Below are 12,359 nucleotides of genomic sequence, written 5' to 3'. Positions count from 1 at the left end.
GAATTCCCCCCTGCGCGGAGGCTGTTGTGGAACGCACCGGACCAACTGTCGGATTCACCAGACTTCTGGCCGTCTGCTCGGCCGGCCTGCTCGCCGCCGGAGCCCTGGTCGCCATGGCTCCGGCGGCGGGCGCCGCCGATGTGGACCTGGCACGCAACGGCGGCTTCGAGGCGGGCCTGGACGGCTGGAACTGCGCGGCCTCCAGCGGGGCGGCCGTCTCCACGCCCACCCGCAGCGGCACCTCCGCGCTCAAGGCGACCCCGGCCGGCAGCGACCACGCCAAGTGCTCCCAGAGCATCACGGTCAAGCCCAACTCCTCGTACACGCTGAGCGCCTGGGTGCAGGGCAGCTACGTCTACCTCGGCGCGTCCGGCACCGGCACCACCGACGTCTCCACCTGGACCCAGTCCCCCGGTGCGTGGAAGCAGCTCACCACCACCTTCAAGACCGGCCCCTCCACCACCTCGGTGAGCGTCTACACCCACGGCTGGTACGGCACCCCGGCCTACTACGCCGACGACCTCACCCTCGTGGGCCCCGGCGGCGAACCCGTCGTGATCCCGGCCGTCCCCGCAGGCCTGAAGACCACCGCGATCACCTCCTCCTCCGTCGCCCTCTCCTGGAACGCCGTCTCCGGCGCGAGCGGCTACAACGTCTACCGAGGTGGTACGAAGGTCGCCACGGCCACCGGTCCCTCCGCCACCGTGACGGGCCTGACCGCCTCCACCGCGTACAGCTTCCAGGTCAGCGCCACCAACGCGGCCGGCGAGTCCGCGCAGTCGGCCGCCGTCAGCGCGACCACCACGGCGGGCGGCGGAGGCGGCGGCACCAAGCTCCCGCCCCGCGCCCTCGTCGGCTACCTGCACTCCAGCTTCGCCAACGGCTCCGGCTACACCCGGATGGCGGACGTGCCCGCCTCCTGGGACGTCATCAACCTCGCCTTCGGCGAGCCCACCTCCGTCACCTCCGGCGACATCCGCTTCGCGCTCTGCCCGGTCGCCGAGTGCCCGAACGTCGAGTCCGAGGCGGAGTTCAAGGCCGCGATCAAGGCCAAGCAGGCCGCGGGCAAGAAGGTGCTGATCTCGATCGGCGGCCAGAACGGACAGGTGCAGCTCAACTCCACCGCCGCCCGGGACGCCTTCGTCACCTCCGTCTCGAAGATCATCGACACCTACGGCCTGGACGGCCTGGACATCGACTTCGAGGGCCACTCCCTCTCCCTGAACACCGGCGACACCGACTTCCGCAGCCCCACCTCACCGGTGATCGTCAACCTGATCTCCGCGGTGAAGTCCCTCAAGGCGAAGTACGGCCCGGACTTCGTCCTCACGATGGCGCCCGAGACCTTCTTCGTGCAGCTCGGCTACCAGTTCTACGGCTCCGGCCCCTGGGGCGGCCAGGACCCGCGCGCCGGCGCCTACCTGCCGGTCATCCACGCCCTGCGCGACGACCTGACCCTGCTGCACGTCCAGGACTACAACTCGGGCCCGATCATGGGCCTGGACAACCAGTACCACACCATGGGCGGCGCGGACTTCCACATCGCGATGACCGACATGCTGCTCGCGGGCTTCCCGGTGGCGGGCAACACCAGCCGGGTCTTCCCGGGCCTGCGCCCCGACCAGGTCGCCATCGGCCTCCCGGCCTCCACCCAGGCGGGCAACGGCCACACCTCACCGGCCGAGGTCAACAAGGCGCTCAACTGCCTGACCAAGAAGACCGACTGCGGCCCCTACCAGACCCACGGGACCTGGTCCGACCTGCGTGGCCTGATGACCTGGTCGATCAACTGGGACCGCTTCAACAACTGGGAGTTCTCGAAGAACTTCGACGCCTACTTCGGCAACTGACCCACCACAGGGGCGCGAGCACCCAAGGCCCCAGGCACCAACTGGCCAGCACGTCCAGCGGCCAGTGGTAGCCGTGCAGCACCAGACCGATGCCCGTCGCCGTGGTCAACAGGATCGCGGCGACGGGCATCATCCACGCCCGGGGCCAGGAAGCCTCCCGGAGCCACGACGGGCGGGGGAGGGCCAGCAGCACCAGGGCCGACGCCCCGTACGCCACGGCGGCCGTGGCCGTATGACCGGACGGGTAGTAGTTGACCGCCTCCGTCAGCGGCCCCTGCCGGGCGGTGGCCACCTTCAGCGGGATCACCAGCGCGGGCACCGCCGCCATGGTGAGGGCCGCGTACACGGCGAGCCGCCGGGCGCCGCGCCACAGCGCGTACCCGACCGCGCAGGTCAGTACCGCAAGCGCCACCGGCATCCCGCCGAGGTCGGAGAACACCTGGGTCAGCGCGGCCGGTCCGTGCCCGAACAGCTCCCCGCCCACGCGCTCGTCGAGCCGCAGGAGCGGCCCCTCGACGGCGACCTGCCAGGTGATCAGCGAGAAGAGTGCCGCGAGCAGACCGAGGAGGCAGAGAACGAGAGGGGCCGGCCACCCGGGAACAGGGGGGGTTGTTCCGGGATGGCCGGCGAGATCGGTTCGCCGCGCGCCCCGGGGGGTGTGGGGCGGGCGGCCGTCCGATCGGTGAGGAGTCCCGGAGCCGGAGGCTCCGGTGTGCGCGAACGCACGCCCGGGACGGCGCTGGGGAAGCCCCGACCCGGCGTCGGCCGCGGTTTCCCGCGACCGAGGTGTTTCTCTCATCTGCAGAAACCGTACGGCAGCGGAGGAGTGGCCGACAGTCGGCACCACCTCCCGCCATCGCCCCCGCACACGTTCTTCACAGGCCCTCACCCGGATGGCGGACGGAAGCGGCGAAAGGGCGCCCCCGCCCGTTCCCGGGTTCGAAGGATCAGAGCGTGCCGAACGCCTGCTCGATCACGTCGAGGCCCTCGTTCAGCAGGTCCTCGCCGATCACCAGCGGCGGCAGGAAGCGCAGGACGTTGCCGTACGTACCGCAGGTCAGAACCATGACGCCTTCGGCGTGACAGGCCTTCGCGAGCGCGCCGGCCGCCTCCGGGTTCGGGTCCTTCGTGCCGGACTTCACCAGCTCGATCGCGATCATCGCGCCGCGGCCCCGGATGTCGCCGATGAGGTCGCCGTTCGGCAGCTTGGCCCGCATCTCGGCGAGACGGCCCTTCATGACCTCCTCGATCCGCTTGGCCTTCCCGTTCAGGTCCAGCTCGCGCATCGTCTCGATGGCCCCGAGCGCACCGGCGCAGGCCACCGGGTTGCCGCCGTACGTTCCGCCCAGGCCACCCGCGTGCGCGGCGTCCATGATCTCGGCGCGGCCCGTCACGGCGGACAGCGGCAGACCGCCGGCGATGCCCTTGGCCGTGGTGATCAGATCCGGGACGATGCCCTCGTCCTCGCAGGCGAACCACTGGCCGGTACGGCAGAAGCCGGACTGGATCTCGTCCGCGACGAACACGATGCCGTTGTCCTTCGCGAACCGCGCGATCGCCGGGAGGAAGCCCTTGGCCGGCTCGATGAAGCCGCCCTCGCCGAGCACCGGCTCGATGATGATCGCGGCGACGTTGTCCGCGCCGATCTGCTTGGTGATCTCGTCGATGGCCTGCGCGGACGCCTCTGTGCCGGCGTTCTCGGGCCCGGTCGGCCAGCGGTAGCCGTAGGCGACCGGGACGCGGTAGACCTCGGGCGCGAACGGGCCGAAGCCCTGCTTGTACGGCATGTTCTTCGCCGTCATGCCCATCGTGAGGTTGGTGCGGCCGTGGTAGCCGTGGTCGAAGACGACGACGGCGGTGCGCTTGGTGTGGGCGCGGGCGATCTTCACCGCGTTCTCGACGGCCTCGGCACCCGAGTTGAACAGCGCGGACTTCTTCGCGTGGTCGCCCGGAGTCAGCTCGGCGAGCTGCTCGCAGACCTCGACGTACCCCTCGTACGGCGTGACCATGAAACAGGTGTGGGTGAACTCCGCGAGCTGCGCGGAGGCCCGCCGCACGACGGCCTCGGCGGACGCGCCCACGGAGGTCACGGCGATCCCGGACCCGAAGTCGATCAGCCGGTTGCCGTCCACGTCCTCGATGATCCCGCCGCCCGCACGGGCGGTGAACACCGGCAGGGTGGAGCCCACACCTGCGGCGACGGCGGCGAGACGGCGAGCCTGCAGCTCCACCGACTTCGGGCCGGGGATGGCAGTGACGACGCGGCGCTCCTGCGGGATTGCGGTCATGAGGGGCTCCTGGGGGTGTTTCGGACGCTCTTCTCATCGCAGGCTAGGGGCGGGGGAGGGGTCCGGGCATGCTCCGATCGGGAGTGGTGGGGGCGTGTCCTTGTCCTTGGCGGACAGATGGCGGATGAGGGGCGGGCGGATGGAGGGCGAGACGGTCAGCGTCCGCTGGGCCTCCCAGGACGGTCACTATCCGGGCGCGTTGCTGAACTCACCGTGTGCGCGCACTAGATTGACCGGGGCAGTGGACGGACCGGCAGGTCAAGGGGGCAGTGGTTCATGGACGACGACGGCACGCGGGGCGTACGGGGATCGAGCGCGGACAGGGTCCCCGGACCGGCCCTCCCGCCACCGCCCACGACCCCGCCGCGGGTGCCCCCGCCCGCCGCCGGCCCCCGTCCGGCGGCCCCGCCCGCCGAGCAGCGCCCGACCCGGCCCGGATCGGCCCCGCCGGTCGAGCAGCCGCTCCCCGGGGCCCCGGTCGACGCCTGGCTGCGCACGCCCCGCCCGCCGCAGGAACCGGGCGTCTGGCGCTACGGATACACCCCGCCGCCGCCCGAGGAGCCCGAGGGCGTCTCGAACCGGTCGCTGCTGGTCGGCGCGTTGATCTCGCTGCTCTCCGCGCTGCTGCTGTGGTCGCTGTGGCGCAACGGCTACCTGCCCTACCGTCTCGTCCCGCTGAAGCTCTTCACCCCGGGGGAGTGGTGGAACCCGGGAACGTCCGGCGGCCCCCGCACCATCGAGGGCAGCGACGCCCTCACGGTGTACGAGGCGATTCTCTTCGGCCTGCTGGCCTACGGCTGCGGCCGGATCGGCAACTTCTCCGAGCTGTTCCGCCGCCATGTCGCCGGCCGGGGGCAGCCCTTCCTCGCGCTCGCGGCGGTCGCGGCGGCGGCCCTGACCCAATTGCTGGTCTGGAAGGAGACACTCCCGGTCGTCCGCCCGGTCCTGGTCCTGGTCGCCTCCGTCGCGGGCGGCGAGATCTACCAGAGCCAGACCGTCGTCAACGTCATCTACGCGGTGATCGCCGCCGCGGTGCTCTACCCCTTCGCCCGGCTCGGCCGCTGGCGCGAACTGATCGCCGCCCGCCGGGGGACCGCCGTCGGGGCGGCGGACGGCCCCGCGGCGGCCCCCGCGGCCGAGACCTCCGCCGACCAGTGGCCCGAGCTGCGCGCCGCGGGCTGGGCCGATGCCGCGGACACCCTTACCGCCGAGGTCCGCACCGGCCGGATGAACGACGTGGACGTGGCCCGGCTCCGCCACGCGTGGTCGCTCGCCACTCGGCGGTCCGACCGGCTCGCCCCCTTCGCGGAGGCGGTCCTGCGGACCAGGGGCGCCGCCGCCCTGCACCCCTCCGGCGACCGCGACCTGCCCCGGCGCGGAGCCCGCCACGACGTGCTCACCGGTCAGGTCAGGATCGGCCGGTGTGCGGACGACCCGCACAACCCCTACGTCCGCCGGGGTACGGGTCTCGCCCTGGAACCCGCACTGCTCGGCACCTCCCTGCTCGCGGTCGGACCGCCCGGCGCCGGGAAGACCGCCCGGCTGATCCGACCGGTCGTCGAGGCCCTCGCCCTCCGCGCACTGGCCGGACAGGCCGCTGTCCTCGCCGTCGGAGGTGCGGGCGCCCCGCTCGGACCGGACGACGCCTTCGACGTCGTCGTCCGTGTCGGTCACCCCGGCTCCGCCCACGACCTCGACCTGTACGGCGGCACCACCGACCCCGACGAGGCGGCGGCCGTCCTCGCCGAGGGGCTCGTCGGCGATGTCGGCAGCCTCGACAGCCGCCGGGCCGCCACGGTCCTCGCCCAGCTGCTCGGCCCCTACCGCGCCGCCCGCGGCCACTTCCCCTCCGTGCCCGAACTGCGCGAACTCCTCGACGGCACACCGGCCGCACTCGCCGACCTCCGCGCCTCCCTCGAAGCCGCCGGCCACCACGCGATGCTCCGCGAGCTGGACGCGCGGTCCCGACAGGCGGGTGGCCCCGGCGACCCCGCACCGGCCCTCGCCGACCGGGTCGCCCTGCTGGACCGGCCCGCGTTCACCGGGTTCTTCGCCACCGGCCCGGACGCCCGGCCGTTCTCGCTGCGGGCGCTCGGCCAGCATCCGCTGCGGGTCCGCGTGGACCTGCCGGAGCGCGGTCACGCGGAGGCGTCCCGGCTGCTCACCCGGCTGCTCCTGGCCCAGTTCACCGCGATCACCGCGGCCCGTACCGACACCACGCTCTTCGCCTGCCTCGTCCTGGACGACGCCACCCACGCCGTGACCGCCGAGACCGTGCGGGGCATCCGCAGGCTGCGCTCGGTCAACGCCGGCGCCGTCCTCGCCCTCCGTACCGTCGACGACGTCCCCGAGACCCTGCACACTCCGCTGCTCGGCGCGGTCGGCTGCACGGCCGCCTTCTCCGGGATCACCACCTGGGACGGCAAGCGCTTCGCCGAAGCCTGGGGCAAGGAATGGGTCGAGACCCGCGAGGTCGCCCAGCACACCGTCTTCGCCGACCAGCCGTTCACCCGTGCCCTGCACGCCCTGCGCAAACTCGTCACCGGCAAGGCCGTGACCACGGACGCGGTGACCGTACGGCAGGTCGAGCGGGAGCGCTGGTCGGCCTCGGAGCTGGCGTACGGGGTGCCTGCCGGACACGCCGTCCTCTCGCTCACCACCGTCCAGGGCGAACACGCACCCCCTCTCCTCGTCCACCTCGACGGCTGAGGCACCTACCGGGCGGTCCTGAGGCACCCCCCAGGGAAGTCCTGAGGCACCTACCGGGAAGTAAGGCGAAGGGTGGCCGGGAGCGGTTACCGGAACTCTGCCGCCCTGGCAGAATCGGAGACATCCGTTCATACGCGACGGCGAAATTCGGTGTCACCGATCAGGCCGGCGATCCGGCCGTCCGCGCGGCGGCGCCGCGACCTCGTCCCCGACCTTGAGGGTTCCCGGCCCATGCCCCCCACGCTCGCCTCGCTCGTCCAGCACTCGGCGCTCAAGCTCAGCGTGCGGGCGGGCGCGGACCGGCTCGGCACCCCCGTGCGCTGGGCCCATGCCAGCGAGCTGGCCGACCCCGTCCCGTACATGGACGGCGGCGAACTCCTCCTCGTGACCGCCACCAATCTCGACGCCGAGGACCCCGATTCCATGCGGCGCTACGTGCGGCGCCTCGCCGGGGCCGGGGTCGCCGGGGTGGGGTTCGCGGTCGGGGTGAACTACGACGACGTCCCGGCCGCCCTCGTGGAGGCCGCAGAGGAGGCCGGGCTGCCGCTCCTCGAAGTCCCCCGCCGCACCCCGTTCCTCGCCATCAGCAAGGCCGTCTCCGCCGCCATCGCCGCCGACCAGTACCGCGCGGTCACCGCCGGCTTCGAAGCCCAGCGCGAGCTGACGAAGGCCGCGCTCGCCGGGGACGGCCCCGCCGACCTCCTCGCCCGGCTCGCCGCCCACATCAACGGCTGGGCCGCGCTGTACGACACCTCCGGCGCGGTCCTCGCCGCCGCCCCCGACTGGGCCGCCCGCCGCGCCGCCCGCCTCACCCCCGACGTCGAACGCCTCCGGGACCGCCCCGCCCCCGCCAGCGTCGTCGTCGGCGACAGCGAGGACCGGGTCGAGCTCCAGTCGCTGGGCCTCGGCCGCCGGGCCCGCGGCGCGCTGGCCGTCGGTACGGGAGCGGCGCTCGGGACCGCCGAGCGCTACGCCGTGCACTCCGCCGTCGCCCTGCTCACCCTGACCACCGCCCGCTCCCGCTCCCTCCAGGGCGCCGAGCAACGCCTGGGCGCCGCCGTCCTGCGCATGCTGCTCGCCGGGCAGCCCGACCATGCGCGCGCCGTCGCCGGCGACCTCTACGGCGGGCTGCTCGACGCCCCGTTCCGGCTGCTCATCGCCGAGACCGCCGCCCCCGCCGGGTCCGAGCTGCTCACCGAGACCATGGAAGCCGCCGCCGCCCGCTCCGGCGAGGCGCTGCTCCTGGTCCCCGAGGGCGGGCGCGTCGTGGTGCTCGCCGCGGACGGCGGCGCCGCCGTCGCCGCCTGTGCCGCCTACGCCGAGGCCCAGGACGACCGTGCCCCGCGCGAGGGCGGCGCCGAGGACAGCGACGTCGTGGTCGGACTCTCCGCCCCTTCCGGCCCGATCGCCGTCTCCGCCGCGTACAAGCAGGCCGAACAGGCCCTCTCCGTCGCCCGCCGCCGCGGCAGGGCGCTGGTCGAGCACGAGGAGCTGGCCGCGGGCTCGGTGCTGCCGCTGCTCGCCGACGACGCGGTACGGGCCTTCGCCGACGGCATGCTCCGCGCGCTGTACGAGCACGACGCCAAGGGCCGCGGCGACCTCGTGGCCTCCCTGCGCGCCTGGCTCTCCCGCCACGGCCAGTGGGACGCCGCCGCCGCCGACCTGGGTGTGCACCGGCACACCCTGCGCTACCGGATGCGCCGCGTGGAGGAGATCCTGGGCCGCTCGCTGGACGACCCGGACGTCCGCATGGAGCTGTGGCTCGCCCTCAAGACGACCGAGGCGGCGACGCCCGCCGAGAAGTGAGCCGCCACCGGCCCCGGATCGGTATTGCAACGGTCGGTCCAAAACCCTAGAGTGCTGCCATGGCCCGACCGAGGCAGTTCGACGAGGAGCGGGCCCTGGACGCCGCGATGCGCACATTCTGGGAGTACGGCTACGAGGCCACCTCCACCCAGGACCTGTGTGTCGCCACGGGGCTGGGGCGCAGCAGTATCTACAACACCTTCAACAGCAAGCGCGAGCTGTTCTCGCGCTCGCTCGCGCGCTATCTGGACACCATGGCCGAAGCCCAGTCCGCCGTGCTGGAGGACGCCGCCCGCCCGCCCGTCGAGCGGATCCGCGCCCTGTTCGACAAGATCGTGGCCGATGAGTTCGGCCACCGCCCCGGTGGTCGCAGCCTCGGTTGCCTGGGGGTCAACAGCACGGTGGAGCTCGCCGCCCGCGACCCCGAGGCCGCCCGGCTCCTGGACCGCGACGCCGCCCGCAGGCTGCGGACGCTGTCCGCCGTCATCGCCGCCGGGCAGTGCGACGGCTCCATCGCCTCCGTGCGGGGCCCCGATGCCCTCGCCCGGTACGTCAACGCCGTCATCGGCGGCATGCGGGTCACCGCCCAGGGCGGCGCGGACCGCGCCACCGTCCAGGCCGTCGCCGACACGGCCCTGGATGCCCTGACCCGCTGACCCGCTGACCCGATCTGCTGACCTTCGCCCCGCCCATCACGCCTGCCGCGCCGTGACGGGGCCTACCCGAGCCCAAGTTTTGAACTGATCCATCCAAAACGACACCGCCCACCCACAGGAGGAATCCCGTGCCTCGCGCCGTCCACGTACTGGCCTTCGGCATCTTCGCCATGGTCACCAGCGAATTCGTCGTCGCGGGACTGATGCCGCAGATGGCCGACGGCCTCGGCGTCACCGTCCCGCAGATCGGCTACCTGATCACCGTCTTCGCCCTCTCGATGGCCTTCGGCGGCCCGCTGCTCTCCGTCGCCCTGCTGAGGCTCCCGCCGAAGACCGCGCTCCTGGTCCTCTTCCCGGTCTTCCTGGCCGGCAACGTGCTCGCCGCCACCGCGTCCGGCTACCCCGCCATGCTGGTCGCCCGGGTGATCACCGGCGTCGCCTCGCAGGCCTTCTTCGGCGTCGCGATCTCGCTCGGCTCCCAGCTCACCCGCCCCGAGGCCCGCGGCCGGGCCGTGGCGGTCATCCTCAACGGGCTGATGCTCGGCACGCTGCTCGGGCTGCCGCTGGCCACCCTGACCGGCGAACGGTACGGCTGGCGGGCCGCGTTCTGGGCCATCTCCGCGCTGACGGTCGCCGCCGCCCTGTGCACAGCGATCGGCGTGCGCCGCACGGACCGGCCGGAGGGCAGCGGCACCTTCCGCTCCGAGTTGACGGCCTTCCGCGCGCCCCGGCTCTGGCTGACCCTGCTGACCAGCACCATGGTCATCGGCGCGACCTTCTCCGCCTTCAGCTATCTCAACCCGATCCTCACCCGGGTCACCGGATTCTCCTCGGGCGCCGTCCCGCTGCTGCTCCTGGCGTACGGCGCCGCCACCGTCATCGGCAACACCGTCGTCGGCCGGCTCGCCGACCGGCACACCCTCCCCGTCCTGCTCCTCGGCCTCTCCCTGAACGCGGTGTTCCTGGCCGGATTCGCGCTGCTCGCCCGGTTCGAGGTCGGGGCGGTGCTCTGCATGCTGGGCATCGGCCTCGTCGGGGTCACCATGAACCCGGCCCTGGTCACACGGGTGCAGCGGACCGGCAACGCCCGCCCGCTCGTCAACACCGTGCACAGCTCCTTCATCACCCTCGGCGTGGTCCTCGGCTCCGCACTGGGCGGCCTGGGCCTCGACCGCTTCGGCCCGCGGGCGCCGCTCTGGCTCGGTGCGGCTCTCGCGGTGAGCGGTCTGCTCACCCTCGTACCGGATCTGCTCCGCCGCGCGACGAAGGCCGGCGCGGTCGGGCCGGGCGGGTCCTCCGCCAATTCGGAGCACCCGGCCGCCGCTCCGCTCCACGCCGGACAAACTCCCTGAGGGCCTCCCCGCCTTACCGTGGGACAACAGGGGGAGCCTCCGGGCGCGCGCCATCTCCATGACGGCCCCCTCACGATCCCGGAACTCAACGATCCCGGAACTCAACGATCCCCGAACTCACGACCTCCGAACTCACGACCTCCGAAGGGCCGGAACCTCCATGACTTCGCCCCACGCCTTCTGGGTGGCCGGCCGCCAGGCCACCGGTGCCGACAGCTTCGACGTCACCAACCCGTACGACGGACGCCTCGTCGGCACCGTCAGCGTGCCGACCGACGCCCAGGTCGAGGAGGCCGTCGCCGCCGCCCACGCGGTGCGCGACGAGTTCGCCGCCACCCCGGCGCACGTGCGGGCCGCTGCCCTCGACCACGTCGTGCGGCGGCTGACGGAGCGCACCGAGGAGATCGCCCAGCTGATCTCGGCGGAGAACGGCAAGCCGATCAAGTGGGCCCGCGGTGAGGTCGGCCGGGCCGTGTCCGTGTTCCGGTTCGCCGCCGAGGAGGCCCGCCGCTTCAACGGCGGCGAGGCCCAGCGGCTCGACACCGACCTCGGCGGCACCGGCCGCCTCGGGCTGACCCGCCGCTTCCCGCGCGGGGCCGTCCTCGGCATCGCGCCCTTCAACTTCCCGCTGAACCTCAGCGCCCACAAGGTCGCCCCGGCCATCGCCGTGGGCGCCCCGATCATCCTCAAGCCCGCCCCGGCGACCCCCATCTCCTCCCTCGTCCTGGGCGAGCTGCTCGCCGAGACCGACCTCCCGGCCGGTTCCTGGTCCGTCCTGACGGTCCCCAACGACAAGATGCCCGCCCTCGTCCAGGACGAGCGGCTCCCGGTCATCTCCTTCACCGGCTCCGGCCCGGTCGGCTACGCGATCATGGAGTCGGTGCCCCGCAAGCACTGCACCCTGGAGCTCGGCGGCAACGGCGCGGCCGTCGTCCTCGGCGACTACGCGTCCGAGGCGGACCTCGACTGGGCCGCGACCCGGATCGCCACGTTCTCCAACTACCAGGGCGGCCAGTCCTGCATCTCCGTGCAGCGCGTCATCGCCGACGCCGCCGTCTACGACCGGCTCGTCCCCAAGGTCGTCGCCGCCGTCGAAGCCCTGGTCACCGGTGACCCGGCCGATGCCGCCACCGACGTCGGCCCCCTCGTCAGCGAGGACGCGGCCAAGCGCGTCGAGTCCTGGGTCGACGAGGCGGTCCAGGGCGGCGCCGAGCTGCTCACCGGCGGCAAGCGCGACGGGGCCACCTACGCCCCGACCGTCGTCGCCGGCCTCCCCGACGACGTGAAGCTCTCCCGCGAAGAGGTCTTCGGCCCGGTCATGTCCCTCCAGAAGGTGGACGGCGAGGCCGAGGCGTTCGCCGCCGTCAACTCCTCCGAGTACGGCCTCCAGGCCGGCGTCTTCACCCACGACCTCCAGACCGCCTTCCGCGCCCACCGCGCACTGGAGGTCGGCGGCGTGATCATCGGCGACGTCCCCTCGTACCGCGCCGACCAGATGCCGTACGGCGGCGCCAAGCAGTCCGGCGTCGGCCGCGAGGGCGTCCGCTACGCCATGGACGACTACACCTACGAGCGCGTCCTGGTCCTCACCGGCCTCGCCCTGTAGCACCCCGGACGACCCCCGCCCCCGCCCGCGCCCGGACAGCGGGTGCGGGCGGGGGCGCGCACCGGACGGCCCGAACCCACTGTGCGGGGGTT

At 73.2% G+C, this 12,359-nt stretch carries 8 protein-coding genes; 6 read left to right on the top strand and 2 right to left on the bottom strand.

Going from position 1 to position 12,359, the window contains the following annotated elements; translation table 11 throughout:
* Positions 1–26: 26 nt before the first annotated feature.
* Complete coding sequence (locus tag ACIRJT_RS27945; protein ID WP_403914244.1) at positions 27–1,850, top strand: chitinase; 1,824 nt, start codon at positions 27–29, stop codon at positions 1,848–1,850.
* Here ACIRJT_RS27945 and ACIRJT_RS27940 read toward each other — a convergent pair.
* Both ACIRJT_RS27940 and gabT read right to left on the bottom strand, forming a co-directional pair.
* The gene (locus ACIRJT_RS27940) at positions 1,801–2,649 is read right to left on the bottom strand and encodes a phosphatase PAP2 family protein (protein ID WP_403914241.1); all 849 of its coding nucleotides are present in this window, start codon (positions 2,647–2,649) and stop codon (positions 1,801–1,803) included. The genes ACIRJT_RS27945 and ACIRJT_RS27940 overlap by 50 nt on opposite strands.
* A gap of 148 nt (positions 2,650–2,797) precedes the next feature.
* Positions 2,798–4,138, bottom strand: coding sequence for a 4-aminobutyrate--2-oxoglutarate transaminase (gene gabT, locus ACIRJT_RS27935; protein ID WP_403914238.1), 1,341 nt, complete (start codon positions 4,136–4,138; stop codon positions 2,798–2,800).
* A 276-nt stretch (positions 4,139–4,414) separates the two neighbouring features.
* Here gabT and ACIRJT_RS27930 point away from each other — a divergent pair, with 276 nt between their 5' ends.
* From ACIRJT_RS27930 to ACIRJT_RS27910, 5 genes are all read left to right on the top strand, one after another.
* A complete protein-coding gene (locus tag ACIRJT_RS27930) occupies positions 4,415–6,847 on the top strand; it encodes an ATP/GTP-binding protein (protein WP_403914235.1) in 2,433 nt (810 codons plus the stop codon).
* Between the two features lie 231 nt (positions 6,848–7,078).
* Positions 7,079–8,653 (top strand): PucR family transcriptional regulator, encoded by a 1,575-nt coding sequence (locus ACIRJT_RS27925; RefSeq protein ID WP_403914232.1) that lies wholly within the window; start codon positions 7,079–7,081, stop codon positions 8,651–8,653.
* Positions 8,654–8,712: 59 nt separating this feature from the next.
* Positions 8,713–9,309: a TetR/AcrR family transcriptional regulator gene (locus ACIRJT_RS27920; RefSeq protein ID WP_403914229.1), complete on the top strand. Its 597-nt coding sequence runs from the start codon at positions 8,713–8,715 to the stop codon at positions 9,307–9,309.
* A 128-nt stretch (positions 9,310–9,437) separates the two neighbouring features.
* Positions 9,438–10,661 carry an MFS transporter gene (locus tag ACIRJT_RS27915; RefSeq protein ID WP_403914226.1) on the top strand — a complete coding sequence of 408 codons (1,224 nt, stop codon included), beginning with the start codon at positions 9,438–9,440 and terminating at the stop codon, positions 10,659–10,661.
* Positions 10,662–10,821: 160 nt separating this feature from the next.
* Positions 10,822–12,267: an aldehyde dehydrogenase family protein gene (locus tag ACIRJT_RS27910; RefSeq protein ID WP_403914224.1), complete on the top strand. Its 1,446-nt coding sequence runs from the start codon at positions 10,822–10,824 to the stop codon at positions 12,265–12,267.
* Positions 12,268–12,359 lie beyond the last annotated feature (92 nt).

The sequence above is a fragment of the Streptomyces sp. NPDC102283 genome (genome assembly GCF_044766265.1).
In the GTDB taxonomy this organism is placed as follows: domain Bacteria; phylum Actinomycetota; class Actinomycetes; order Streptomycetales; family Streptomycetaceae; genus Streptomyces.
The sequence above is the reverse complement of the archived record's forward strand: the minus strand, read 5'-3'. Positions and strand labels throughout refer to the sequence as shown.

Coding starts and splice junctions, on each gene's coding strand:
- gabT (WP_403914238.1), bottom strand. CDS start 4,138: ATGACCGCAATCCCGCAGGAGCGCCGCGTCGTCACTGCCATCCCCGGC.
- ACIRJT_RS27910 (WP_403914224.1), top strand. CDS start 10,822: ATGACTTCGCCCCACGCCTTCTGGGTGGCCGGCCGCCAGGCCACCGGT.
- ACIRJT_RS27925 (WP_403914232.1), top strand. CDS start 7,079: ATGCCCCCCACGCTCGCCTCGCTCGTCCAGCACTCGGCGCTCAAGCTC.
- ACIRJT_RS27920 (WP_403914229.1), top strand. CDS start 8,713: ATGGCCCGACCGAGGCAGTTCGACGAGGAGCGGGCCCTGGACGCCGCG.
- ACIRJT_RS27940 (WP_403914241.1), bottom strand. CDS start 2,649: ATGAGAGAAACACCTCGGTCGCGGGAAACCGCGGCCGACGCCGGGTCG.
- ACIRJT_RS27930 (WP_403914235.1), top strand. CDS start 4,415: ATGGACGACGACGGCACGCGGGGCGTACGGGGATCGAGCGCGGACAGG.